This is a genomic window from Lactobacillus sp. VURO6/B1 (VP7) (assembly GCF_058139575.1).
Window position 1 is genome coordinate 192,796 of record NZ_JBVOWJ010000001.1, and the last position, 25,709, is coordinate 218,504.

Below are 25,709 nucleotides of genomic sequence, written 5' to 3' on the forward strand. Positions count from 1 at the left end.
TATATTATCTACTTAAAATTGCCCACTTTGACAAATTGATTAACATCAATTGGGTAATATTTACGACCCTTAATCTTAACGCGACCGCCATATGTACGCACATAATTGCCACGGTATAACTTGTTTGTACCAACCCGTTTCCCTTTGCCATCGTAAAGGTAAGCATTATGGCTTAATGGACGTAATTTGCCTTCAACGTTGCTGGCAACAACATATTGATTAACACCTATTTGCAAATACTTTCTTTTTTTAATGGTTTGATTGCCATAAATTGTTAACTTGGTACCAGCCTTTTTAGTTGGTAAATCAGTCGCCACACCATTTTCATCATAAACCAATGCATTATGAATTAAGACTTTGGTAGCAACTGGCTTAGGTAGAACAGCCGGCTTTTTAGCAGGTGCTGCAGGTGCTGGTGGAGTTACTGTATCATTATCAACAGGTGCATTATCAGCTGGCGTTCCTTGATCATAATAATATTTAACCAGATCAAAGAAATCATCCATTGAATAACCCCATTTAGCAAAGTAACCATCTGGATCAGTATGATCAGTACCTCCTAAAAAGGTAGACACAGCATGGTGAGACCAAATTGTCCCTTTGCCATCATGAACAGCGTTGTCAGGTTCCAAATTATATCTGTGCAAAATTTGCGCAACATAAATTGCATCATTATTCACGCCTTTGGCAAAATCAGCCAGATTGTTTTCTTCACATAGTTCTACCTGAACAAAACGGTTGTTAGCAACAGGACCAGCACCCCATACACCGTAATCTGGGCTTGTCATTTGAATGACACCTGTTTTATCCACAAAAGCATGAACATAAGAATAAATATTCATCCATTCACGGTTAAAATAAATACATTCATTACGTGCAGTAGCATTGGGTGTTGCAGTTTCATGGATAACAACACCTTCAGGCTTACCATTGCGATAATTAATTGGATTAGCAGCAGAAAAATCGTTGTATTTGATACCTTCTTGCGCCAATACTTGCTCTGCATAAGTTACACCGCTGAAACTATTTTGTTTAGCAGTATCATTAATTGTACTTGCTTGTACTATCGTCGTCTCTGGAGCAGCAATAGTTGCAATGCTCGCTCCTAAAGCTAAAACGGCAATCAATTTCTTCATTTTTAACGCCTCATAATAATCATTTTCGGACTACTTCAGCCAAATCCTGATAACTATCATTCATCCAGTCAAGATAATTAGTATTATCCGGGATGGTCTCTCTTACTTTTAAGATACGAATATTTTGCTTTTTAGCCAATTTTAGAAAAGTGTCTACTGTAGAACTTGAAGTTTGTTCATTGATCACAAAAAATGCAATTTTCCGTTTCTTAATGCCATCAGTCATTTTTTGAACAGCAGCAGGACTCGGATCTGTATTATTTTGGATTGCTTTCTCAAAATCTTTATTTGCGACTTTAATGTTGACAGAACTTAACGCATAGTCAAAAACCGGCTCACTTACATAAACGGGCTTTTCAATGTGATGACTTAATTTAGCAGAAGCCCTTTTAATACGGGCAATTTCAGCTAAATATCTTTTCCCATTTTTTCTGTAATAACGAGCATGCTTAGGATCTTTTTTGCACAAGCTCTTAACTAAGTAATTAACATACTTGGTGGGCATAGTCAAATCAAACCAAATATGTGGATTATCCCCCTTTTTTTTACTCATCAAGTCTTCCCCAACGCGAACCGGCTTTTTGTCAACCGAAGAAGCCAATTTATCCATCCAGCTGTCGTAACCTAGGCCATTTTCTATTACTATGTCTGCGTTAGATAGAGCCTTGGCATCGTTAGTAGTGGGTTGAAAATCGTGAGGGTCAATTGCTGATTTTTTAATAATTGCTTCTGCTTTGCCATATTTGCCAACTATATTTTGAGCAATGTCAGAATAGACATTCGTCGTCGTCATAATTGATATCTTACTGCTTTTGTGTGACTTTTGTGAACATGCACCTAATGTTAAAAGAACTATGCCTAATAAGGTAACTGCAGCAAATAATTTTTTAAATTTAACAAATTTCAATATTGTTGTCATTCCTTTTCGTATTTAAGTGTAGTTTTTAAGTAATAAGGCAACTTTTTAATTGCAGTACAAAATAAAAGTTACTTACAATTAATAACCATTATACACTAATTAGGGATTGCTTTAAAAGCAACGCCCTATTATAGTTTTGTTACAATTTCATTGCTTTAAAAAAATAAATTTACGGTAATCAAAAAGCACGCCATAAATTCGCGTGCTTTCTGAGTAAGTAAACAAAACAACTATAAAATTATAAACTACAACCCAATTAAATGGGCAAAAACCGGAACTAACAGATTATCTACTAAAGCTGTCGCAACAACTGCCACTGCAGCAGTAGCTCCTTGCACAGAACCCATTTCCAATGCAAAAGCCGAACCGATAGTATGTCCTGCAGAACCTAAGCCCAAGCCAGTTCCCACTGGATCACTATTCAAGTTAAACCACTTAACTAATTGCTTGCCTAAGGCGTAAATTACTACAGCATTAAGTATGCAAGCCATAGCTGTAACGGAAGCATTGCCCCCGATAGCTTTTGTTATTGGCATAGCTACTGCAGTAGTAGCAGACTGACTTAGCATTGACTTTATTCCAACAGTATTTAAACCAACTGCTTTAGCGACAAGTGTTATTAAAACCATTGAAATTAGCGTACCAAAAACTAATCCTAAAAGAATAACCAGCCAGTTTTTCTTTACAACATCATTACGCTTATACAATGGTACTGCGAAAGCAATTGTAGCTGGCGTAATGAACCAGAAAATAATATCTCCACCTGGTTTATAAGCCTTAGCATAAACAGTAGCTGTTGAAACGTCAAAGCACTTAGCAAGGATAATCAGAATTGCTATTCCCAAAACCATTGCTACAAAGAGTGGTTGAAAAAGGAAAAAACCTTTTGATTTTTTGAACAGCCATTGTCCGGTTAAAAATACAATTAATGATAAGAAAACTCCAAATAATGGATTCGTAATATATTGCATTATTTAACATCCCCTACTTTTTTGTGATTAATAACAGTTAGTTGATTATTAGTTACTTTTCCTATAACCCAACTAAAGAACTTAGTTGTATAAGCAGTTACAACTAATAAAATGATTGTAGAAGCTATTACCACTATAATCAGTTGGATTCCCTGTTCCCGCATAATCTTTAAATTTGCGGCTAATGAAATTCCAGATGGAACAAACATAAAACCAATTAGTGAGATTAATGCGCTGCCAAAAGAATCAACCCATTCAACTTTAATTACGTGAACCGTTAATAAAAAATAAAGCAAAACTAACCCTATTACTGGAGTCGGTACGGGAAAAGACTTGGGCATCAAATCAGAAATTACTTGTGCCACAAACAAAATTGCAGCATAAATAAACATTTGTACTAAAATCGGAGCTGATTTTGTTTTTTCTTTTTTCATAAGATCGATTTCCTTTCTCATATTCAGCTTTCTTGCTTTCAAGTAATAAGATAATAGAAAATGCGATTTTTGTAAGCGATTAACTCGCGAATTGCAAAAAATGACCCGTGAACTGCACTAAAGCAAATTCACAAGTCATTATAAATTAGAGAACTATTTACAAACCTAATTTTTGATTTAATTCTTTACGGTAGGATCGACCTACCTGAACTCTGGAATTATTATTCATAATTAACATCAATGTGTGATTAAACCAGGGCTGGACCTCCTTAATATCTTCAATATTTACAATTGCATTTCTATGGACTTGTAGAAAGCATGAATCTGTTAATCGTTCCTTGAGCCAAGCTAAGGTCTTGCGTGTTTCGTATTTTTGCTTGCTTGTTTCAATTGTTAGTACACCATTATTAACTGTTGCAGCTATAACTTCCAGTTTCTTAATAACCACATTACGATCTTCAAGCTCAATACTAAGAACATCACTTCCCGCTTTTTGAGCCTGCACAGAATTGTTATTTTGACTATTTAAAACTTTCACAGCCTTTTGCAGTGCTTGATCAACCCTCTCTTGTTCGAACGGCTTCAGTACATAGTCAAGTGCACCAACATCAAAAGCCTTCACAGCATAGTTATCATACGCAGTAGCAAATACAATCATCGGTGAATAGCTCAGTTGTTTCAATTCATCGGCCAGCTCAAAGCCATTTTCTTCATTAAGTGAAATATCTAAGAATAGCAGATCAATTTTATATTTAAGCAACGTTCCCTGTGCTTCTTTGACATCCTCTGCTTCATAGAGTTTGACGTTTTGCTTATTTAAAACTGAACTTTTTTTGATCAAATAAGATAATTCAGTGCGGGCTAGTGGTTCATCATCAACTACCAAAATTCTCATTTTTAGCTCCCTCTTAACCTTCAAAATCATTTTTTTCAGCTTGTTTTAGTGGTATCTCGGTTTGAAATGTCGTTCCCTTCTCACCAGTTTTGATATGCAATTGGCTATTAGTACCATATAAGCCTATCAGCCGTTTATTTAAATTATAAAGTGCTGTCCCGCTGCCACCAGATTCACTTATTGGTTCTTGACCCAGCCTTTTTAAAATTTCCGATTTAATACCAACGCCATTATCACTTACTAAAATCTGCAAGTAAGCATTTTTTTGACTTAAATTAATGATAATTTTGTTACCAGTTTTTCTGCCTTTGAAAGCATGCTTGATAGCATTTTCCACAAAGATTTGTAAACAAAACGATGGCAGCAGCGTACTATCCGGCACACTGATTTGATAATCAATTGTAAATTTATGTGGAAAACGCAATTCTTCAATTCCGGTATAAGCACTAACATATCTTTTTTCCTGCTTAAGTGTAATTTCTTTTGCCTGACCATTTTTCAAGCTTAACCTAAAAAATGTACTAAGCTGCATTAAAGCTCTGTGAGCCTCGCTAACGTTAACCCTCATTAAGGCTCCAATTGTATTAATTGCGTTGAAGAAAAAATGCGGATTAATTTGCACTTGCAATGCTCGTATTTCTGCTTCGTTTACTAAACTGGTCTGCTGTTCTGCAATACCAATAGCCAGTTGTCCGGAAAAAATCATAGCCAAACCGCGAACCAGATTTTCTTCGACTACAGTCATTTCTTGTTTAGCACAAAAGTACAGTTTTAGTGCGCCAATCGTTTTTTTATTCACCTGCAAAGGACAAACAATTGCGGAAGCTAAGGGACAATCTGGATGAGGACAACCAATTTCTTCTTTTGAATGTGCCAGTTTTTCTTTTCCACTAGCAATAACCGTTTTGGATAGATCAGTTATCACCGGTTCTCCTGCAATGTGGTGATCTTGCCCCGCACCAACATGAGCCAATACATTAACACGATCAGTTAAGCCCACCGCATCAAAGTTAGTATATTTTTTAATAATTTTGCAGACATGCTGAGCAGAATCTGGATCCAGGCCATGACGAAAATAAGGCAATGTTTTATTAGCCAATTCCAAAACATCTTTAGTTTGCACAGCCCGTAATTGACGCTCATTTGATAAATAAGTTTTCAAAATTTCTATAAACAAACAAGAGCCAATTGTATTCAATAATATCATGGGTATAAAAATTAATTTGATCAAGCCGAAACCGTGAAATGCAAAAATAAAGGCCATCTGAATGAGTTCTGCTAAAAAAGATAAAACTGCTACCCAAAAAGTAGAAGGATACAAATTATTTTTCTTAACCTTATCACCTAAAACGCCAATTAAATATCCGATTAGAACTGAACTGACAATATAAAAATAATCCGAAAAGCCACCAAAAATTACTCGGTGCAAGCCACCTACCAAACCAACTAGAAGTCCTACATAGGGTCCAGCAGTCAAACTAGCAGTAGTGATAACTAACATCCTGGTATTTGCTATTGAGTCAGACTGGGGCAAACCAGTAATAATTAAAGGGGTAATAATTTCCTTAGAACTTGAAATTTCAACACCAGTGAGATTGGCAATGACAACGAAGAGTGAAAAAATGATAAATAACCAGATTTGCGATTTTAGGGTTCTTTTTTCAATTAAATCTCTAAAAAAGCGCATGTTAACAAGGAGAAACGCCAGAATCATAATAATACCCAGGCGTTCTGATAATAATATGAATAGACTGAACACGTTTTTCTCCAATCCGTAAACTAAGCTGGAATAAACCTCTTATATCATATAAGTATGACAATTTTTTCAGTTTACGCAATGGAAATCGTATTCAACTGCACAAAATAATGCTTGAAATGGTGAAATCCCTGCTTCAAATTCACTATGATTTTTGAAACTTATTGCTTATGAAATTTATTAAACAGATAAAGGGCAGTCATCTAACTGATAATTTGCTTTTATTTATTTGCTGTCAAGTGATACCATTAGTAATATATTAATTGCTAAAGCAGTTTAAAAGGAGAGAAAAATGAAACTAAAGAAATTACTAATTTCAGTCATTGCTTTAATAAGCTTGGGGACAGTTGGAAGTCAGATCAACAATTCCGCAACTACTGTAGAAGCTAAAAAAGTACCAACCGTTTATCCTAAGGCAATGCGGGGCAACTGGTATTTTTTCAATAAAGAGGATACAAATTATCCGTTCGTCACCAAAGAAACTTTTACCAAAACTAAAGTTACCAGAACGTATTATTATGGCGAAAACCCTAAAAAAATGAAGATGGGAACTAATTCCAAAGTTTTACATAAATATATCCCACATACTGCCACAGATGCACTTGGCAGCGATGATAATAAAGCTTTACATTGGGAGTTTCTAACTGGTTATAAAAAAGAAGGTGGCCATAAATGGTTGAATGTAAAACAGTGGAACTCAACTAATGCCATTGGCGGTCACGAAGAAGACGGAGGTCTTTTCTACAACGTGTCGAAGCTTAAAGGACATCAAGTATTAACTGAGGCTAATGTTATGCATGGCAGCAAAATACACAATTGTGCTCACTGGTACCGTTCCAAGAAATTGGCCCGGAAATGGTCATTACATGAATACAAAGGATTTTTATATTAACGTTTTTATGTAGTCAATATTTTTTAATCTTTTATTTATAATGCAATAGAGTGATCTATATAATTGAAGACATTCAGCTGATAAGCATTAATTTACAAGCAAAAACTGCACTGAGCTTTTTAAACAGCCCAGTGCAGTTTTTGTATAATTCAATTAAATTTTGTTATTTATCTTCTTGTTGGTTAACCGGCTTTTTCCACAGACCTAAAATGACACCTGCAACAATGGAGCCAATAATAGTAGCAACAAAGTAAAGCACAATATGGTTAGCAAGTGGTGACACCCAGAGACCACCGTGAGGTGCAGGAACACCGATGCGCCATATGCCCACTAGAGCACCACCAACGGCAGAACCAATGATACATGAAGGCAGAACGTGTCCAGGATCAGCTGCAGCAAACGGAATAGCACCTTCGGTAATAAATGAAAAGCCTAAAATCCAGTTGGTTAAACCTGCACGGCGCTCATCCAAAGTATATTTATTCTTAAAGAAGGTCGTACCAATTGCAGTCGCAAATGGTGGTACCATACCCCCAACCATTACGGCAGCCATCATTACAGCAGCAACAGTTGAATGAGGATCATTGGCAAAAGCACCTGAAGCAAAGACATAAGCAGCCTTGTTGAAAGGTCCACCCATATCAATTGACATCATGGCAGCTAAAATAGTTGTCAAAACAGCTAAGTTGCCCGTACCCATTTGGTTTAAGAAGTTAGTAATGGCAAAGTTAACCGCACTAAAGACTGGGTTAACAACGTAGTACATGATCAGGGCTATGAAGAGCAGGCTCAAGATTGGATAAATGAGCATTGGCTTCATTCCTTCAAGAGACTTAGGCAACTTGGCAAATAATTTCTTTAAACCGACTACTAAATAACCAGCAATAAATCCGGAAGCAAGTCCGCCTAAGAAACCGGCAGGTGATTTAGCATTAGTTACCACATTGGCAACATAAGCACCACCGTACGCACCACTATAAACCGTGGCCATAAAACCACCGACAAAACCGGGCATTAAAGCAGGCAAGTCACCGATTGATTCAGCGATGTAACCTGACAAAATTGGCACCATGAAAGCAAATGCCATGTTACCGGCATTGTTCAAGAAAATAAATGCAGGAGATTTTGGACCACCAGCATAGTTTTCCACAATAAAGGAGATTGCCATTAAAATACCGCCACCGATAACAAATGGCAACATGTGGGAAACTCCGTTCATAAGGTTTTTGTAGATTGAACCCCAAACGCCTTCTTTAGCATTGTCATTATCATCGCTGCTCTTCTCACCGTTTGAATGGTAAACGCTAGCTTTAGAATCCAAAATATTAGCAATCAATTCGTCAGGTTTGTTAATGCCGTCAACAACTGGACGAGAAATTAACGGCTTGCCATCAAAGCGTGGCATATCAACTTTCTTGTCCGAGGCAATGACAACACCTTGAGCACGGCTAATTTCAGCAGCTGTCAATTTATCTTTGACACCTTCTGAGCCGTTGGTTTCAATGCGGACATCAACGCCGCGTTTTTTACCGGCCTTGATCAAAGCCTCTTGAGCCATATAAGTGTGGGCAATACCGTTAATACAAGCAGTAACACCAACAATTAAAGGTTTTTCTTCCTTATTAGAGTCATTTGTGCTTGCAGCCTGCGCTTTTTCAGCTTGCTTGTCTTGATCCTTTTGTTTTTCAGCGTCTTCAAAAAGCTGAATCACTTTTTCAGGAGTTTGCGCCTCTTTAAGTGCGCTAACAAGGTCAGGATCAATTAGTAAACCAGATAACTTAGCTAGAGCTTCAAGGTGAGTGTTATCAGCACCATCAGGTGCAGTAATCATAAAGAATAAATGAACTGGTTGACCATCAAGCGAATTATAATCAATTCCTTTTTCGCTTTTAGCAAAAAGCACGCGTGCCTTGTTAATTGTCTTATTACGGGCATGAGGCATTGCAATTCCATCACCAATACCGGTGGTAGATTCATTTTCACGAGCCCAAATTGACTTAATGAATTCATCTTCGTCATTGACGATGCCTGTTTTGACTTCCAAGTCTGCCATTTCCTTAACAGCATCTTCCTTATTAGTCGCTTTAAGCGCCATAATCATGGATTCAGGAGCCAAAATATCTTTAATTTTCATTTTAAATTCTCCTCAAATTACGAAATTTCTTCAACATTAATTTGCGGCAAGACCGCATCAATCTGACTTTTAACTGCAATATCTTTAGTAAAGGCTGTGGCAGCACCACAGGCCATACCGATACGGAAACTTGCGGCCGAATCTTTCGTTTTAACATAAGTACCGACAAAGCCAGCTGTCATGGAGTCTCCTGCACCAACCGAATTAACGGCAGTACCAACAGCTGCTTTAGCATGATAAAAATGCTTAGGTGTAATCAAGTAACCACCTTTACCAGCCATGGAGACCATAACATTTTGTGCACCCATGTCAAGCAATTTGCGTGCACACTCAAGCATCTCCTGATCTGACTTAAATGTAGTTTTGAATAAGTCAGCTAGTTCGTGATGATTGGGTTTAATTACCAGCGGCTTATAACTCAAAGTATCAAGTAAAGCTTGACCAGTAGTGTCAATTACAAATTCTGCTCCTGCTTCTTTAATAATAGGTAGAAGTTCTTTATAAAAATCAACTGGCAAGCTTGGTGTTAATGAACCACTCAAAACCACAATGTCACCTTTTTGCAAATCGCTAAGGCGTGCTTTAAAAGCGGTTATTTCCTGATCTGTAATATTAGGACCAGCGGCATTAATCTCTGACTCCTCTTCTGCATGTACTTTCACGTTCACGCGAGTCACATCAGAAATAGTGACAAAATCATTAACAATGCGGCGCTGGTTTAGCTGACGTACCAACTCTTTACCCGTAAAGCCACCAACAAAGCCCCAGGCAGTATTATCTATATTCAACTGGTTAAGAATTTGGGAAACATTAATTCCCTTGCCACCAGCCAAAAACGTGCAGTTATCAGCACGATTAACTTCACCACGGTTAACCTGCTCTAATTGAATTACATAATCCAAAGCAGGATTAACGGTAACCGTATAAATCATTAGCAAATCTCCTTCAAATTAATTTTAGCGGGCAACAATTTTTTATTCTTGGCACTTAAAGAAGTAGTAAGAACTGTTACGTCTTTGACTTGTGCAAAAGTCGCAAAACTGCGCTCTCCAATTTTAGAAGTATCGGTCAAAATGTATGCCTGATCGGCCTGAGCAATTTCAATTTTCTTAATTGCTGCTTCTTCAGTATCGGGTGTAGTCAAGTTCCCCTGGCTATCAAGTCCATTGGTGCCAACGAAACTGGCAGAAAAGTTCATTTGCTGCAATTGCTTTAGAGCAGTTTGCCCCACCACAGCATGAGTATTTTCTTTAATCCGACCACCTAAAAGTATAGTCTCAATTCCATGATTAAGGGCACAAAGTGCAGTTTCTAAACCATTTGTGACAATCGTTACTCCTGGAGTCATGGCAATAAAAGGAACCATTTCATAAGTTGTCGTACCTGCGTCAATAAAAATGTAATCATCTTGATGGACATAGTTTTTAACAGCATACTGAGCGATTAGTTTTTTATCATTATGATTCATTGAAAAACGAATGTGTTGCGACACATCATGAGTGAAACTTTTGACTGACTGCGCGCCACCATGCACTCTTTTGATTAAGCCTTGTTCTTCCATCTGGTTAAGATCACGCCTAATCGTTGATTCGGATGTTGAAGTCATTGAACAAAGATCGCTCACTCGGCACAGTCCATGCTGGTTAACGTAGTCTTCAATCACTTTTTGCCGTTCCTGCGTTAACATACATTTCACCTCCAGACAGTATTTTATTCGCTTCGGCGTTTAAAAGCAATCATTTTCAATCATAATTCTTCATTTCCTTGCAAAATCGAGCAAGCTTAACATTTTTTAGTCATATAAATAAAAAAAGCAACTGATAATTCAAGTTTAACTAATACTGAATTATTAGTTGATATTACTTAAAAACAAGCAACAGTAAAATCTTAACTAGTTTTGCCTTATTTGTGGTTAATTCAAAAAATTTTTTATTTTTCTTTTTCAGACAAGAATAATGAGCCTAAAAATCCGATTATTGCAAAAGTCAGCATTAAGACAAAACCCCAGCGGTATGCAACTGTCAAATTTGCAGTCTCAGCATTTGAAGTACCACTCGCACACAAGCTAATTACTAACATTGATAACGCCGTTCCCAGTGAGCCACCGATTTGTCTTACCGTAGAAGAACCCGCATTAGCATGTGCAGTCATTTGAGGTTCTACCACATTAATACCTGCGGTAAACGTGGTCATCATAGTAAAAGATACGCCTACCATGCGTAAGGCATAGCATAAACTAATTAAAGCCAGACTTGTTTTGCTATTAAAAACAGTCATTGGGAACGTCCCTAATAAAAGCATAGAAAAACCAAAAAGTGCCAATTTTTTAATACCAAATTTATCAAATAAAACGCCCGATACAGGATTGCAAATGATCATTAATAGAGCCCCTGGCATCATTACTAAACCAGAGGTTAATGCGCTCTCTTGTCTAGTAGTTTGTAAATATAAAGGTAAAACTAATTCAATTCCTACCATTGAAATGTTGCTAATAGTACTTAATAAAGTACACAAATCAAATTTTAAATTTTGAAAAACTCTAATATTAAGCAAAGGTTTTTTCATATGCAACTGCCGACGACAAAATAACAGAATAATTAGCAGACCTATTGTAAAGAATGCAGCTATTGCAATCGTAATTTTACCAGTGTTACCAATATCTGACAGCGAGTACAAAATTAAACCAAAGCCGGCAATTGATTCAATAAATGATATTAAATCGGTAGTGTTTCTATGTGGCTCAGTGATATTTTGTATACAAAAAACTGCATAAATGGCAACTATACCACTGGCAATACTTAAAATGATAAAAAGCATTTGCCAGTCTGCATATTTTAAAATTAATCCTGAAATTGTGGGACCAACAGCAGGTCCAAAACCAATTACCAAACCAGTAATTCCCATCGCCACACCTCTTTTTTCAGGAGGAAACATAAGTAAAATGACATTTTGAATAAAAGGCATTAAACTACCAGCCGCAACTGCTTCAATAATTCTGCCTAGCAATAGCACCGGAAAATTAGGCGCAAAAACACAAATAAGTGAACCTGCTAAAAAAATAAGCATCATTGTTAAAAAGTTTTGTCTTAAGTTAAATGACTCAAAGATCCATGCCGACATGGGAATCATTAGCCCTACGACCAATAAATAAGAAGTAGTAAGCCATTGAGCAGTTGATTGATTAACTTTAAAAACCGTCATTATTGTTGGCAGAGCATTATTGAGAAAAGTTTCGGCCAACAGCGAAACAAATGCTCCAAATAGTAAAACAGCCATCATTAAATTTCTTTTTTTACTAGAAATATTTTTGATCATTTTTATCCTTTCATATATATAGCATGCTACACTTTTGCTAATAATAATTAAAAATTATCCGAAATTCTTTTTAAAACTTGTTCAAGATTTAAAATTTCTTGCTGAGACAACCCCTTGGTAATACGAGTATTAATATTTGTCATTATTGTGCGAATCTTGGCAATATTTTTGTCAATTAAATGAAAGCCTTTATCCGAAAGCCTTAAAACAATTTGCCTTTGATCATTTTCTAAACGCGACGTAACAATTAACTTATTTGCTTCTAACCGTTTAACTATTCCTCTAATTGTAGGATGACTCAGCACAAACGCATCTGCCACTTCTTTTTGGGTAATTTGCCGTGCTTTTGATTCATATAAATAAATCATCAGAGAAATTTGGGCACCTGTTAAAGAATAATCTCTAAAGATTTCTGCAAACTGCTTGTTTAATTCCTTTTCAATCAAAGTATTCGCAATTTTAATTTTGGGACCAATTCGATTCAAAAAAGTTGTCATATTAATTCCTTTAGACGTAAATCTCACACAAATATTTTATTATACTGTAGTATACTACACTTTTTTATAATAAACATGTTTTTAAAAACTCAATTCTACAAAATTGGTCCAACCACGAGTGTGGTAAAATTAAAATATTACGTTATCAAAAGAAGGGTTATATATTTAGTTATGAAAGACAAGCAGACTCCAGCATCATATCCCAAGATTTCTAGCAAACACCATATGAGAATTCATTGGAAAGAGTTCTTCAAAAGTTCAGATGATACTTTAGTCAAAGATATCACTTTGGTAGAAAAAGGATCTTTAGTCGGCAGAATCGGTATAATGCTGCTGCAATGCGGGACTGGAGCCTGGCGCGTACGTGATTCTATGAATACCATTGCACGAGCACTTAAAATCACTTGTTCAGCTGATATTGGTTTAGTAACTATTAGCTATACCTGCTTTGATGTTGACAACAAATCATACTCACAGACTCTTTCCTTACCAACTACGGAAGTGAATATGAACAAGCTCAATGAAATGGAAGAATTTGTCCGTAAATTTGAAACTGAAAATAATTATTTAACAATTGGAGCTGTTCACCACAAACTGAATCAAATTGAGCGTCATACTCAAAATTATCCTTTAATCATTTCCGCTTTAAGCGCAGGACTAGCGTGTGCCAGCTTTATTTTTTTACTTGGTGGCGGAATACCGGAAATGTTTTGCACATTTTTTGGAGCCTTTATTGGCAACTATTTGCGCCAATTATTAGGGAAGAAAAAAGTTACTTTGGTCGCCAAAATAACTGTTGGCGTAGCGATTTCCTGCGCCGTTTATTTCATCTGTTTTAGATTAGGCACATTAATTTGTGGCTGGAGTAACAATCATGCTTATGGTTACATCGGTTCGATGCTTTATGTCATACCTGGATTCCCTTTTATTACTTCTGGCCTTGATATGTCAAAGCTTGATATGCGATCTGGTCTTGAAAGGCTGGCTTATGCGATATTAGTTGTTATGATTGCGGCAATGGTAGGCTGGGGCATGGCTACTATGCTCAATTTGTCGCCAGGTACCATGCCCAAATTAAATCTTAATCCAACATTATTAACAGCTTTCAGAATTATTGCCAGTTTTTGCGGTGTTTTCGGCTTTTCAATCATGTTTAATGCCAAAGTATCAATGGCGACAGTAGCGGCAGTTATTGGTGCTCTAGCAAATACCTTGCGTTTAAGTTTAGTTGAATTTAATCACGTACCAGCCGCCCTAGCAGCATTTATCGGAGCATTATTAGCAGGATTAATTGCCAGTTTTGTGCGGGATAAAGTTGGTTTCCCCCGCATTGCAATCACGGTTCCCGCAATTGTCATCATGGTCCCCGGTTTATACATGTATCGCGCTGTCTTTAATTTTGGTATTACTAACATTAATGTCGGTGCTTATTGGATTATGGATGCTCTGATGATTATTACCTCCCTGCCAATCGGTTTACTTACTGCTCGGATCTTAACAGACGCCAAATGGCGTCATTGTGACTAAAATATTTAAGTGAAATTTTTAATTATTTTACCTAACTAGATTTTTAGTTAGGTCTTTTATTAGGAATAAATATGCTAATAGCTTTTAATTTGTTCGGATTTTGCTCTATTTTTATTATTAAAATTGTGCTAAACTAAAATCATAAATATAAAACAAGAACATTGTCAAGGAGGATTACATGAGTTCAGTTGTTACACCAGAATTTACCCGTGGCCTGCCTAAAGCCGAATTGCACTTGCATATTGAAGGTACTTTAGAACCTGAATTGAAACTAAAATTAGCTAAACGCAATCACGTCGATATAGGCCAAGCTACAATTGAAGATGTCCAAAAAACATATAACTATCATGACCTAGCATCATTTTTAGCTGTGTATTATCCAGCAATGAATGTTTTACAAACTGAAGAAGACTTTTATGACTTGGCTTGGGACTACTTAACTAAAGCTGCTACAAATAATGTACGACACGTTGAACTCTTTTTTGATCCCCAGGCTCATACTAGTCGCGGTATTCCTTTTGAAGTCGTACTCAATGGACTTTATCAAGCTACTATTGATGCCAGAGCTTTAAATGTCGACGCTCGACTAATCATGTGCTTTTTACGTGATTTTTCAAAGGAATCAGCTAGAAAAACACTTCAGGAAGGCCTGAAATACAAGGATAAAATTATTGGCATTGGACTTGATTCTGATGAGCATAATAATCCACCGCTAAAGTTCGCCCGGCAATTTGAAGATGCAGCAGCTGCCGGACTGCACATCACTACTCACTGTGACATTGATCAAAAAGATTCAATCGAACATATTCGTCAGGCTTTAGAAATTATGGAGGTTGAACGTCTTGATCACGGTACCAATATCGTGGAAGATCCAGATTTGGTAGAATTAGCAGCCAAAAGACAGATTGGCTTAACATCTTGTCCTCTATCTAATAGCTTTGTGTCACCAGAAATGAAGGGTAAAGAAGTAATTGACCTTTTGAATGCAGGAGTCAAAGTATCAATTAACTCGGATGATCCTGCCTACTTTAAAGGCTATATTAGCGACAATTATTATGCTTTAGCACAAAAATTTGATCTTAGTAAAGATCAAGTAGTACAACTTGCTAAAAATTCTTTTGAAACTTCTTGGATAAGTCAACAACAAAAACAATTATATTTAGATGAAATTGATCGCTTTGTAACAGCCAACGCATAATTTAAAATTCACACAAAAAGGCCAGCTCATATTAAATGAGTTGGCTTTTTCGTTGGTATAATGTTTTATTTTGAAATTATTTTTTTGACTATTTTACTTCCGGGCTGCAATTGCTTTAATTGCATTACGACCTGAAAAGATGCAATACCCTGCATGTGTTCCCGGAATATTAACACCATAGGTGTCACCATAAAGAACTGCAGAGCCATCGCCACCAACAGCGTACAAACCATTAATTGGTCTACCTTTAGTATCCAATACTTCATTATTAGTGTTAACCCGCAAGCCGTCACCAGTAGTATAGGCACCAACACCTAATTCGATAGCATAGAACGGGCCATCGCCATCTACTGGCAACATGTATTTAGCTGGCTTATGAAAATCAGTATCTTCACCATTTGCAGCCATTTCATTATAATGATTGACATATGCCACTAAGTTAGGGGTATCAATCTCTTGAGCTAATTCCTCCAGCGTTGCAGCTTTGTGCAGGTATTCGCGGCCTTCTTTTTCAGCTTTGGCAATATCATCACGCAGAGTGGGATATCTGTCTTCTGGAACAAATGGCTTCATGGATCTTGGATAAGACTTGTCAGTAAAATCATCCAAAATCTTTTGACTAAAGATGCAGAAAACCCGGTCCTGACGGTTCATCGAATTGCCTTCATTGGCCCAATTAACTACAGCTGCACTTTCGTCGACAAAGCGCTCGCCCAGTTCGTTAACCCACATTTGCGGTTGATCACAAACTGAACTCCAGATAGCAGTACCCCACAATTTAAATGATGGGACTGTCTTATCTTTCAATTGACCGCCAAACATCATTGCCATTCCGGTAAAGTACTTCTTAGCACCTAACTTCCAGGCAAGTCTCAAACCATCGCCAGTGTTTTTACCAGAGTTAACTGGAATAATATTGTCTGGATTTTGGTGAGGAGTACTTTCTAATAACTTTTGGTCATTTAAATAACCACCGGTAGCAAGCACAACATTTTTGGCAGTAATTATTTTAGTATCTTTTTCAGCTACGTTAGTCAGTGTCACATCAAAAGTGTGGTCAGAATTTTGCTTTAAGTCAGTCACTCTAGTTAAGGTAGCTATGGTGATGCCCTTCTTCTTAGCATATGGTTCCAAGCCATTGTGAATGGCATCATGACCCTTGCCTTTAAACAAGTGCCAAGTTCTAGCTCCAGAGCCTAAATTTGCTACCATTTCAATTTTAGCACCATGATCTTCGAGCCAGGAAACATTTTTGCCGGCATTGGCAATGTATTTTTGCCACATTTTGCCGTCTGCTTTGTAGTGCGAATATGTTAACTCCTCTTTGAGCAAATCATCTTTATCAAGAGTTGCATTATCCTTTTTTTGCAGTTCGGAATCAGCAGCAAAAACTCCCTCAACATAATTACCAGTACCGCCTGTTGTTTTACCTTTTTCGACCAACAAGGTCTTTAAATTATTGTCGACAGCTTCATCTGCAGCAGCAAAGCCTGCAAGACCTGCTCCCACAATAACTACATCATATTTTTCTTGTGTCATAATTTGTTCCTCTAGTAAAAATTATGTACAAATCAATTAATTCATACATGATTTTTGCCATAATCTACTTACCGGCTTTAGCAGTTTCAGCCGCATCAATTCCGGCTAGTCTACCAGAAATATAAGCAAAACCTAAAGTACCACCTTCAAAATCAACGTAAGCCTTGCCATACATTCCTGATGCATCGGCACCAGCTACATAAAGGTTTGGTACTGGTTCACCATTGGGAGCTAAGGCGTGCATTTTTTCATCAATGGTTGCACCACCAAGAGTGCCCAGGTTACGGGCAATGAATTTAACAGCGTAAAATGGACCCTGCTCTACTGGAATCATTCTCTTGGTATCAGAGAAGAATAAGTCGTCCTCACCCTTCTTCTTAGCGTTATTGTATTGCTCAACTGATTTAGCCAAATTATCTTTGTCGACACCCATCTTTTCAGCCAATTCCTCGATAGTGTCTGCAACAAAAATAACATTGGTTGAAGCCAGTTTATTCAGTAATGAAGTAAAGTCAGTCTTCTCGTGTTCGTGCTTGATATTTTCATCAGTATCCGTTGGGAAGTTAAATTCCATGTAAAACTGATGGCGATTCTTCCACTTGCCATAGTGGTCTTCAATTGCGACTGTTCCGCCTTCTTTAATCTTATCCAGCATTGCCTGGTCAAAGACAACGAATTCAGTTTGTTGTGGTTGTTCTGACAATTCTGCACCGTGAACAGCGAAATCTAGTGCATGGGTTTCACTAGCATAACGTTGACCACGGTTGTTAACACGCAAGTTAGGAAAATCAGCTAGGGCATTGACAGGCATCCAGTTTGGACCAACAAGTTTAGCCATTTCGCCAATATCTTTATCACTAAAAGTTTGCCAGAAGTAGTGAGTGGAGCCATTAATGTGGTGAGCAGTACCAGCATCCCAGGCCATGTTCAAGCCATCACCGGTGTTTTGCAAAACTTGACCTTGCGTGCTGACGTCGCCAAGATACTTTTTGCGCATTTCAGGACTGCCGCCAAAGCCACCAGTTGCAATGACTACTTTCTTAGCATTAACGTGAAGCGTTTCTTCATCACCTTCGGCAATTAAACCAGTGACTTTACCTGCACTATCTTGCAACAATTTTTTACCTGCAAAGCCAAAGTACATCTTGCCACCGATTGACTTGAATTTTTCAATTAATTTGGTTACAGCCTTGGTACCGCCTTCTTGATAGCCATGAAGAGTGGCTGGCATACCGATATGATCGTAACTGCCACCAGTACCAGCATCAACCAATTTCATAATTGCACCGTTTTCATTTAACCAGTCAACCGTCTTACCTGATTCGTCGATAATGCGGCGCACAAGAATTGAGTTCATGTAGCCTTGGGAGGCATCCATGTATTCGTCATAAAGCCATTTCTTAGAAACAACCGCATTTTGATCTTTTTGTTGTTGACTGTCGCCGGCAAACATACCACCAGCAAAAGTAGTCGCACCAAGTGGAGAAATGGTTTTTTCAAGCAAAGCTACACTTGCACCATGTTGACGAGCTGCTAAAGCGGCTGCTACGCCTGCACCACCAGCACCAACTACTGCGACATCAACATCAATAGTTTCTTCCTTCTTGCCAGCAGTTTGGCCACCATTTTCTTTAAGGGCATCAAAGTCAACCCCTGCCTTATTCAAGGCTTCTTTAACACCTTCAATGATGCCATGTGAAGTTTCAGAAGCACCAGAAACAACATCAACATCGACTGATTGCTGATCCACAATTTTTTGTGCCATTTTCTTAAATGCGTTATCAGCTAAACTATCGGGAGCATATTTATCTAACGGTTTAACATTTACTATCTTGTCTGAGTCAACCTCAACTTCAAGATTAATTTGACTTTCCTTACCTTGACCAGAACCAGTGTATTTGCCTGGATTTTCGGTTATTTTTTTTGCCATGTAAATGACCCCTTTCACTTTAAAAAATCTTATTCAGCATGACGACGAGCAGCGTTTGCGTCTGGTAAAACTGCCAGTACGATAATTTGGACTACAAAGACAAGACCTTGAATAATAAAGGTTAATGCATAGTTCTTACCAGCAATTGAAGAAATAATAACTGGCAGGAAGAATGATAATAGCAGTGATACTGTACCAACAAGTCCACCAGCACTACCAGCGTTCTTAGGACCGATCTCTGGGAATGTAATTGGCATAGCCTGCATAATAGGACCAGTCATAGCGCCAAATACGCCGCCAAGGATTAGTGCAATGCTTAATGGCATTCCTAATGGAATATACCAAGTTATGGCCATCAACAGACCACCAAGAGCAGTAATAACAATCATCATTGGTTTAGCCTTTTTGGCCTTATTGATAATTGCTGGGCCAAAGAGTGAACCTGCTAAACTACCAATAGTAGCAACAGAAGCAACCACACCAGCAGCTGCAGGAGTCATTCCCCTAGCAGCAAATGCTTGGGGCAAAATGCCGGAAAAGGCTTCACTAGCACCCATACCAAAACCAACGGCTAAAGCAACATACCAAGTTTTCTTACTTTTAGCAGCAGCCTTGAAGAATTCAAACGATGACTCAGATTTGCCTTGTTCTGTTTGAGGTTGTGGAACTTCTTCACCCTTAGGAGTGTCTTTAACAAAGATCATCCAGCAAACAGCTAAAACCAATAGTACCGTTGACGAAAAGATATATGCCTTTTCAACAGTCGGGAATAAAGAACTGGTAGCTTGGGATAGCATAATTCCGACACTGGCAGAAGCAAAGAAGACACCCATAGCTGTATTAGTATCTTGTTTAAACCAGGTACCAAAGATTTTCAAAGTATTAGCATTTAACAAAGCCATATAAACTCCAAAAAGTAACAGGAAAATAAACATTGTGATAAAGTTATTAGCAAAAAGGCGACCATATGCACCTAGTACTGAGATAACTAAACCAACAGAAACGATTTTCTTAGCTCCGAACTTATCAGCAAGAGAGCCGGCAGGAATACTTAAGAAAACTGCTATAAGCATTGGTGCCATTAATAAACTTTGAAATTGTGCTGGTGAAATATGCAGTGCTGGCATAATTTGGACAGCTAAAGCAGAGATCTGAAATTGAATGTAACTACTAATTGCGTCAAGCAAGGCAGCTATTGCTAAGATTACCCACCTATAATTTGAAAGCTTAGGTAACTGTTTTTCATCCATGATATATAAAAACTCCTTTTATGATAAAAACTAATTTTCAGCAGCATATTGTCCGGCTAGACGACCAAAGGTCTGGGCGTGACTGCAAGTAAGGCCAGGAATTCTATCTGGATAACTGCCCCAGAAGAAACCACCACTGGCGTTACCAGCTGCGTATAGGTGAGGAATTGGATCACCATTCTGGTCAATAACTTCCATCTTAGTATTGATCCGTAAACCATCCAGAGTAGCAAGCAAGCGTCCGCCCATGATGACACCATAGTATGGCGCTTTATCTACTGGGAATAATCTGAACTTCTCTTTACCAAAGTCGGTATCTACGCCTTTTTCACACATTTCGTTATAGCGTTTAACACTGTTAACTAGGTTATCTTTTGGCAAATTCAATTTTTCAGCTAATTCTTCAATGGTATCTGCTTTCTTGACCAGGCCGTCATCAATTCTGCGTTGAATCTCTTCTTTGTTCTCCTCAGTATTGTAAATACCAGGCCAGCCTAAACGAGAACAACCTTGAGTATCAAATTGTGCCAAGTGATCCATAGTATCTTCAGACCAAATTTGTGCTTCCAGGTAGCCTGGTTGCTTAGCCATTGCATTAATATCAAATTGGTAAGGTACACTTTCGTTGCCGAAACGCTCACCTTTTAAGTTAACTTTTAGTAGTGGGTAAGCACCCATCCAGAAGTAGCCTGGATCCTTAAAGTCAATGACATAATGGTCTTCAGCCTTAGTGCCAACAGGAACTGCACCACGGTCAAAAATGATTTCAGCTGGTTCTTCATCGCGAGCGGCACCGACTTTAAGGCCAGCAAGAATACCTGAACCATCATCACGAGGTCCATCTGAATAAACATTCTTCTTGTAGCCAAGTGGATCCCATTTCTTCATCAATTCAACATTGGCACCGTAACCGCCAGTACAAATGATGACACCCTTATTAGCTTTATACTCAGTCTTTTCGCCACTTTCACGATCACTGGTAATTACACCGGTTACTGCACCACTATCATCTGTCACTAATTCTTCTAATCTAGTGTTGTATTTAAGGGTTACTCCTAATTCTTTAACCTTATCAATTACCCAATCGCCATAATGAGCCCAGCCATTATCAGGTGTTGCAATTGCTAACTCAGTATTGAAAGCTGTATTAACAACAGTTTCATAGTGGGCATCTTTTTGTGGTCTCAAAACACCGCCATTTGGTTTCAAAATATTATCTTCAAGCCAATTGGCAGTTTCGTCTGCATGATTTGCCCAAGTCCACAATAAACGTTCATCAACGTTATCTTGGAAGAACAAGGTTAAAAAGTTCATTAGTTTAGCTTTATCAACTTTAATTCCTGCTCTTCTTTGGGCGTTACTGTCCAACGCAGCAAAGAATGAACGGAATAAAAATCTTGAACTTCCTTGCTTATCAATCAGGAGAACTTTTGCTCCCTTTTCAGCAGCAGCACAAGCTGCCATTGCGCCAGCATTGCTGGCACCAGCAATAATGACATCATAAGTATTTTCCATTTTTATACCTCACTTCTTTAAACAAATCCTTTAACCGTTTTCATAATACTATGAATCAAGTGAATTTATGCACCATATTTAGAATTAAGAATTACTAAATGGAATACAGAACATAACAATTTAAAAGGGCAAAATAAAAATGCTTGTAAGATCAACGTTTAAGCGCTGATTACAAGCATTCCAAAAACAACTTTTATTTGTGCATTACTTATTTTTATTCTCAGATAAATATTCGTTTATTGCTTTTTTTAATGTACTGGCCACTTTTTCAAGTACAGAATCATTAGTAAAACTTTCCATGTATGCAATTCCATATGGTGAAATATCATGATAATCAATGGGAATATATTTAATTCCCTCTGATTGATAATCTGCAATGAAGTTGGGCAAAATACCATAGCCCCAGCCACCTCTAACATAAATATCCATGGCCAAAAAATCTTGTACAAATTTAATATGTTCCATTCCTAATTTATTGATCAAAGTAGTTTGAAAATTCAACTGTACATTTAAAGAACTGTTAGGATCAAGTAAAAATACGTCACGATCAATTAAATCTGAAATAGAAATCTTAGATTTTTCTGCTAAAGGAGAACCTTCTGGGCAAGCTGCTACCACTTTACCCTGAACCATTGGTTCGAAGTGAATATCTTCAACAACATCAACATCTTCTCGGGCAATTGCACACAAATCAACATGATGGTTAAGAAGCTCACCAATAGAATTGTTGAGTACAAAGACAAACTGGATGTTCAAATTACTCCCAGATTCACGCAATTTGCGCAAAAAAATGGGCAGAATTTTTTGTTCAAACGGTGTATCGCAGACCCCTATTCTTAAAAGCGTTTCAGGGTCATTCTTTTTGCTTTGCAAGTATGCTACCGTGTAATCCATATCATCTACCACATTGCGCGCAACACGATAGAAGTACTTGCCAGCGCTTGTTAAGGAAATACGGTGATGAGCACGATTGATTAAAGTTACCCCCAGTGTATCCTCAAGATCCTTAATATTTTTAGAAACTGCCGACTGGGAGAAATTTAAGCGCTCAGCTGCAATAGTAAAACTGGAATTATCTATGGCCTTAATAAAACAGCGTAATTGAGTGAAATTCATTTTATTACCTCATCAAATTAACAAAAAATTTTCTTTCTGTGTATATTATACTAAAAATTTTTCGTAAAAATAAATTTGCCAAAAGTAGAATCCATACTTGATTTACTTGTTACTACTATTATTTTTGCCGATGAGGATAAAAAAAGCAAAATTCTATTTATGCTTTAGAGAATCTTACACTTTTTTGATTAAAAATCACCTACGTTTATTAACATTATTAGCATCAGGTAGTATAGCAATGAAAATTGCTGTTAAAGCAATAACAATACCTTGAATGAAGAAAGTAAAAATATAACTACGTCCAGCAATTAAGGAAATAAGAATTGGAACTACATAAGCAAGTAATAAAGTTACTGTTCCTATTAAGCCACCTGCAGAACCAGCATATTTTGGACCAATTTCAGGAAATTGAATAGGCATAGCCTGCATAATCGGTCCAGTCATTGACCCGAACAAGCCTCCAGCTACTAAGCTTATAACTAATGGCAATTCGGCAGGAACAAACCAAGTTATTGCCATTAAAATTGCTGAAACTAAAGTTACGGAAATCATGAATCCTTTTGCCTTTTTAAGTTTAGCAATAATAGCTGGCCCCAGTAAGGCAGCAAAAAGACTGCCAAAAGAGGCAACTGAAGCAATAATTCCTGCAGTTGCGTCTGACATCCCTCTAGCAGCAAATGCTTGAGGCAGTATACCGGAAAATGCTGTCGAAGCAGCAGAACCTAGGCCGCCACAAATTGCAATTAACCACGTTTTTTTACTTTTAGCGGCAACTTCAAAGTATTTTATCGTTGATTCAGAATCAACAGTTTGCTTTTTTTGAATGCTTTCTCCTTCAGGGGCATCTTTAACAAACACAATCCAGCAAATAGCTAAAATTAATAAAACTATTGATGAAAAGATATATGCTGCATTGACACTTGGGAAAAAAGAACCCGTAATTTGCGAAAGAGCGGCACCAATTCCAGCAGAAGCAAAGAAAACTCCCATAGCCATGTTAGTATCTTGCTTGAACCAAATACCAAAAATTTTTATTGTATTTGCGTTTAATAATGACATGTACACACCAAACATTAATAACATGATCATCATTGACCAAAAATCTTTAGCAAATAGTCTGCCAAAGGCACCGATTACCGATATAATGCAACCTATACTTACTACCTTTTTTGCCCCAAACTTATCAGCAAGTGAACCAGCTGGTATACTTAAAAAAACTGCAATTAACATTGGCGCCATAAGTAAACTGGAAAATTGCGGAGGCGTAATGTGCAAAGCCGGCATGATCTGTGTAGCCAGCGCGGAAATTTGAAACTGCACATAATTACTAATGACATCCATTAAAGCGGCAATTGCCAAAATTACCCACCTATAATTCGATAGTTTAGGTAGTTGTTCTTTATCCATCTTAAAAGTCCTTTCATGAATACTTTTCACAAATTTATCTAAAGTTAGACTATTATTCATTAAAAATTTGAAGCAAATCTATACTCATAAATATAATTACTAAATAAAATATTATTTTTTCTTACGTCAGTATTTTTCTATGTAGAATATTCACACGTACAAAATAAGTAATTGCTTTCACAAAAACTTTTCCCATTAAATTTCATCCCTTCTAGTTCAAGCTCTTACTCTTCTCAAAGTAACATTTAGAAAACTTATTAAGACAAGACCATTAGAATTAAGAATAACTAAATGGAATGCTAAAAAAGCCACAAAAGTGATTGACTTTTGTGACTTATCAACATATTTTTGTATTTTTTACTCTAACACGTGGACACAGACTCGCTTAAAAGTATTGATTACTTTTGCAACATCCATGTCTTGGACTGACGAATTGATATAGGCAATGCCATAAGGTGAAATGGCCGGATAATCTAAAGTAACGTATTTAATAGCTGTTTTATCATAATCTTTAGCAAAATTTGGTATAACACCGTAGCCCCAGCTGGCTTTGACATACAGTTTCATTTTGAAAAAATCACGGACAAATTTAATGTGTTTAACACCTATTCCCGATATTAAATCATTCTGCGTTTTAAAATTGAGTGTACTGTTTGGATCAAACAAAAAGACTCTTTGCTTTTGCAAATCTGATAAAGTAATCATTTGCTGTTTACTTAAAGCGGAATTGACAGGACAAGCAACCAAAAATTTACCGGTAATTAATTTTACAAACTGAATATTTTGGATTGCTGCCACAGTATCATATGAAACCAAGCAAATATCTACATGATGATTTAAAATTTCAGAAATTGAAGTCTCTTCTACATTGATAAACTGGATATCAAGATTGCTATCATATGCACGTAATTTACGCAAAACTGCTGGTAATATCTCTTCTTCTAGTGGTATTTCACAAACACCTATTCTTAATGAACTTCCAATCCTACCTTTTTGACTTTTCAGAAATTCAGTTGTGTTGTCCATGTCATCGACCATGTTACGTGCAATTTTATAAAAATATCTGCCGGCTTTGGTAAGAGTAATGCGATGATGCTCCCGAATTATAAGGGTAATTTCCAACTCATTTTCTAAATCTCTAATATTTTTTGAAATTGCAGGTTGAGTAAAGTTCAATTCTCTAGCAGCAAGTGTAAAGCTGGAATTATCAACAGCCTTGATAAAACATCGTAATTGTGTAAAGTTCATTTTATTACCTCATCAAATTAGCAAAATTTT

General features: G+C 37.2%; 21 protein-coding genes. 3 read left to right on the forward strand and 18 right to left on the reverse strand.

Going from position 1 to position 25,709, the window contains the following annotated elements; all coding sequences use genetic code 11:
• Positions 1 to 8: 8 nt before the first annotated feature.
• The 6 genes from ACZ2M0_RS00880 to ACZ2M0_RS00905 all read right to left on the reverse strand — a co-directional run bounded on the left by ACZ2M0_RS00880 (position 9) and on the right by ACZ2M0_RS00905 (position 6,069).
• Positions 9 to 1,136, reverse strand: coding sequence for an SLAP domain-containing protein (locus ACZ2M0_RS00880; protein ID WP_490058182.1), 1,128 nt, complete (start codon positions 1,134 to 1,136; stop codon positions 9 to 11).
• A 19-nt stretch (positions 1,137 to 1,155) separates the two neighbouring features.
• A complete protein-coding gene (locus ACZ2M0_RS00885) occupies positions 1,156 to 2,055 on the reverse strand; it encodes a metal ABC transporter solute-binding protein, Zn/Mn family (RefSeq protein ID WP_223902183.1) in 900 nt (299 codons plus the stop codon).
• 245 nt (positions 2,056 to 2,300) lie between these two features.
• Positions 2,301 to 3,026, reverse strand: a complete 726-nt coding sequence (locus tag ACZ2M0_RS00890) for an LrgB family protein (RefSeq protein WP_223902184.1) — start codon at positions 3,024 to 3,026, stop codon at positions 2,301 to 2,303.
• Positions 3,026 to 3,460, reverse strand: coding sequence for a CidA/LrgA family protein (locus tag ACZ2M0_RS00895; protein ID WP_198179821.1), 435 nt, complete (start codon positions 3,458 to 3,460; stop codon positions 3,026 to 3,028). The genes ACZ2M0_RS00890 and ACZ2M0_RS00895 overlap by 1 nt, the downstream gene beginning before the upstream one ends.
• Before the next feature lie 157 nt (positions 3,461 to 3,617).
• Positions 3,618 to 4,355: a LytTR family transcriptional regulator DNA-binding domain-containing protein gene (locus tag ACZ2M0_RS00900; RefSeq protein ID WP_490058183.1), complete on the reverse strand. Its 738-nt coding sequence runs from the start codon at positions 4,353 to 4,355 to the stop codon at positions 3,618 to 3,620.
• 13 nt (positions 4,356 to 4,368) lie between these two features.
• Positions 4,369 to 6,069 carry a LytS/YhcK type 5TM receptor domain-containing protein gene (locus tag ACZ2M0_RS00905; protein ID WP_490058208.1) on the reverse strand — a complete coding sequence of 567 codons (1,701 nt, stop codon included), beginning with the start codon at positions 6,067 to 6,069 and terminating at the stop codon, positions 4,369 to 4,371.
• A 334-nt stretch (positions 6,070 to 6,403) separates the two neighbouring features.
• On the opposite strand from ACZ2M0_RS00905, the gene ACZ2M0_RS00910 reads away from it, so the two are divergent.
• Entirely contained in the window at positions 6,404 to 7,003 is a 600-nt protein-coding gene (locus ACZ2M0_RS00910; RefSeq protein WP_490058184.1) for a hypothetical protein, read from the forward strand.
• Between the two features lie 163 nt (positions 7,004 to 7,166).
• Here ACZ2M0_RS00910 and ACZ2M0_RS00915 read toward each other — a convergent pair whose 3' ends face one another.
• The 5 genes from ACZ2M0_RS00915 to ACZ2M0_RS00935 all read right to left on the reverse strand — a co-directional run bounded on the left by ACZ2M0_RS00915 (position 7,167) and on the right by ACZ2M0_RS00935 (position 12,949).
• Positions 7,167 to 9,137: a PTS fructose transporter subunit IIABC gene (locus ACZ2M0_RS00915; RefSeq protein WP_490058185.1), complete on the reverse strand. Its 1,971-nt coding sequence runs from the start codon at positions 9,135 to 9,137 to the stop codon at positions 7,167 to 7,169.
• Positions 9,138 to 9,154: 17 nt separating this feature from the next.
• Complete coding sequence (gene pfkB, locus ACZ2M0_RS00920) at positions 9,155 to 10,069, reverse strand: 1-phosphofructokinase (protein ID WP_490058186.1); 915 nt, start codon at positions 10,067 to 10,069, stop codon at positions 9,155 to 9,157.
• Positions 10,069 to 10,824, reverse strand: a complete 756-nt coding sequence (locus tag ACZ2M0_RS00925; protein WP_187153996.1) for a DeoR/GlpR family DNA-binding transcription regulator — start codon at positions 10,822 to 10,824, stop codon at positions 10,069 to 10,071. The genes pfkB and ACZ2M0_RS00925 overlap by 1 nt, the downstream gene beginning before the upstream one ends.
• Before the next feature lie 242 nt (positions 10,825 to 11,066).
• The gene (locus ACZ2M0_RS00930; RefSeq protein ID WP_490058187.1) at positions 11,067 to 12,452 is read right to left on the reverse strand and encodes an MDR family MFS transporter; all 1,386 of its coding nucleotides are present in this window, start codon (positions 12,450 to 12,452) and stop codon (positions 11,067 to 11,069) included.
• 47 nt (positions 12,453 to 12,499) lie between these two features.
• Complete coding sequence (locus ACZ2M0_RS00935) at positions 12,500 to 12,949, reverse strand: MarR family winged helix-turn-helix transcriptional regulator (protein WP_490058188.1); 450 nt, start codon at positions 12,947 to 12,949, stop codon at positions 12,500 to 12,502.
• Positions 12,950 to 13,120: 171 nt separating this feature from the next.
• On the opposite strand from ACZ2M0_RS00935, the gene ACZ2M0_RS00940 reads away from it, so the two are divergent.
• Together ACZ2M0_RS00940 and add are read left to right on the forward strand one after the other, a co-directional pair.
• On the forward strand, positions 13,121 to 14,476 hold the full coding sequence (locus ACZ2M0_RS00940; protein ID WP_490058189.1) for a threonine/serine exporter family protein: 1,356 nt from the start codon (positions 13,121 to 13,123) through the stop codon (positions 14,474 to 14,476).
• Positions 14,477 to 14,654: 178 nt separating this feature from the next.
• Positions 14,655 to 15,674, forward strand: coding sequence for an adenosine deaminase (gene add / locus ACZ2M0_RS00945; protein ID WP_490058190.1), 1,020 nt, complete (start codon positions 14,655 to 14,657; stop codon positions 15,672 to 15,674).
• Positions 15,675 to 15,767: 93 nt separating this feature from the next.
• Here add and vprA read toward each other — a convergent pair whose 3' ends face one another.
• From vprA to ACZ2M0_RS00980, 7 genes are all read right to left on the reverse strand, one after another.
• A complete protein-coding gene (gene vprA, locus ACZ2M0_RS00950; RefSeq protein ID WP_490058191.1) occupies positions 15,768 to 17,213 on the reverse strand; it encodes a vinyl phenol reductase in 1,446 nt (481 codons plus the stop codon).
• 64 nt (positions 17,214 to 17,277) lie between these two features.
• Complete coding sequence (locus ACZ2M0_RS00955) at positions 17,278 to 19,143, reverse strand: FAD-dependent oxidoreductase (protein WP_490058192.1); 1,866 nt, start codon at positions 19,141 to 19,143, stop codon at positions 17,278 to 17,280.
• Positions 19,144 to 19,172: 29 nt separating this feature from the next.
• Positions 19,173 to 20,393 carry an MFS transporter gene (locus ACZ2M0_RS00960; protein WP_122052919.1) on the reverse strand — a complete coding sequence of 407 codons (1,221 nt, stop codon included), beginning with the start codon at positions 20,391 to 20,393 and terminating at the stop codon, positions 19,173 to 19,175.
• 30 nt (positions 20,394 to 20,423) lie between these two features.
• Positions 20,424 to 21,908, reverse strand: coding sequence for an FAD-dependent oxidoreductase (locus ACZ2M0_RS00965; protein WP_223902840.1), 1,485 nt, complete (start codon positions 21,906 to 21,908; stop codon positions 20,424 to 20,426).
• A gap of 204 nt (positions 21,909 to 22,112) precedes the next feature.
• Positions 22,113 to 23,024, reverse strand: a complete 912-nt coding sequence (locus ACZ2M0_RS00970) for a LysR family transcriptional regulator (protein ID WP_490058193.1) — start codon at positions 23,022 to 23,024, stop codon at positions 22,113 to 22,115.
• Positions 23,025 to 23,219: 195 nt separating this feature from the next.
• Positions 23,220 to 24,431 carry an MFS transporter gene (locus tag ACZ2M0_RS00975; RefSeq protein WP_490058194.1) on the reverse strand — a complete coding sequence of 404 codons (1,212 nt, stop codon included), beginning with the start codon at positions 24,429 to 24,431 and terminating at the stop codon, positions 23,220 to 23,222.
• 357 nt (positions 24,432 to 24,788) lie between these two features.
• Positions 24,789 to 25,679 (reverse strand): LysR family transcriptional regulator, encoded by an 891-nt coding sequence (locus ACZ2M0_RS00980; RefSeq protein ID WP_490058195.1) that lies wholly within the window; start codon positions 25,677 to 25,679, stop codon positions 24,789 to 24,791.
• Positions 25,680 to 25,709: the final 30 nt, after the last annotated feature.

Bases quoted from the DNA above. Each gene is read 5' to 3' on its own strand.
- ACZ2M0_RS00900 (WP_490058183.1), bottom strand. From the start codon at position 4,355: ATGAGAATTTTGGTAGTTGATGATGAACCACTAGCCCGCACTGAATTA.
- ACZ2M0_RS00960 (WP_122052919.1), bottom strand. From the start codon at position 20,393: ATGGATGAAAAACAGTTACCTAAGCTTTCAAATTATAGGTGGGTAATC.
- ACZ2M0_RS00915 (WP_490058185.1), bottom strand. From the start codon at position 9,137: ATGAAAATTAAAGATATTTTGGCTCCTGAATCCATGATTATGGCGCTT.
- ACZ2M0_RS00905 (WP_490058208.1), bottom strand. From the start codon at position 6,069: ATGATTCTGGCGTTTCTCCTTGTTAACATGCGCTTTTTTAGAGATTTA.
- ACZ2M0_RS00965 (WP_223902840.1), bottom strand. From the start codon at position 21,908: ATGGAAAATACTTATGATGTCATTATTGCTGGTGCCAGCAATGCTGGC.
- add (WP_490058190.1), top strand. From the start codon at position 14,655: ATGAGTTCAGTTGTTACACCAGAATTTACCCGTGGCCTGCCTAAAGCC.
- ACZ2M0_RS00980 (WP_490058195.1), bottom strand. From the start codon at position 25,679: ATGAACTTTACACAATTACGATGTTTTATCAAGGCTGTTGATAATTCC.
- pfkB (WP_490058186.1), bottom strand. From the start codon at position 10,069: ATGATTTATACGGTTACCGTTAATCCTGCTTTGGATTATGTAATTCAA.
- ACZ2M0_RS00955 (WP_490058192.1), bottom strand. From the start codon at position 19,143: ATGGCAAAAAAAATAACCGAAAATCCAGGCAAATACACTGGTTCTGGT.
- ACZ2M0_RS00895 (WP_198179821.1), bottom strand. From the start codon at position 3,460: ATGAAAAAAGAAAAAACAAAATCAGCTCCGATTTTAGTACAAATGTTT.
- ACZ2M0_RS00930 (WP_490058187.1), bottom strand. From the start codon at position 12,452: ATGATCAAAAATATTTCTAGTAAAAAAAGAAATTTAATGATGGCTGTT.
- ACZ2M0_RS00970 (WP_490058193.1), bottom strand. From the start codon at position 23,024: ATGAATTTCACTCAATTACGCTGTTTTATTAAGGCCATAGATAATTCC.
- ACZ2M0_RS00975 (WP_490058194.1), bottom strand. From the start codon at position 24,431: ATGGATAAAGAACAACTACCTAAACTATCGAATTATAGGTGGGTAATT.
- ACZ2M0_RS00935 (WP_490058188.1), bottom strand. From the start codon at position 12,949: ATGACAACTTTTTTGAATCGAATTGGTCCCAAAATTAAAATTGCGAAT.
- ACZ2M0_RS00890 (WP_223902184.1), bottom strand. From the start codon at position 3,026: ATGCAATATATTACGAATCCATTATTTGGAGTTTTCTTATCATTAATT.
- ACZ2M0_RS00910 (WP_490058184.1), top strand. From the start codon at position 6,404: ATGAAACTAAAGAAATTACTAATTTCAGTCATTGCTTTAATAAGCTTG.
- ACZ2M0_RS00925 (WP_187153996.1), bottom strand. From the start codon at position 10,824: ATGTTAACGCAGGAACGGCAAAAAGTGATTGAAGACTACGTTAACCAG.
- ACZ2M0_RS00885 (WP_223902183.1), bottom strand. From the start codon at position 2,055: ATGACAACAATATTGAAATTTGTTAAATTTAAAAAATTATTTGCTGCA.
- vprA (WP_490058191.1), bottom strand. From the start codon at position 17,213: ATGACACAAGAAAAATATGATGTAGTTATTGTGGGAGCAGGTCTTGCA.
- ACZ2M0_RS00880 (WP_490058182.1), bottom strand. From the start codon at position 1,136: ATGAAGAAATTGATTGCCGTTTTAGCTTTAGGAGCGAGCATTGCAACT.
- ACZ2M0_RS00940 (WP_490058189.1), top strand. From the start codon at position 13,121: ATGAAAGACAAGCAGACTCCAGCATCATATCCCAAGATTTCTAGCAAA.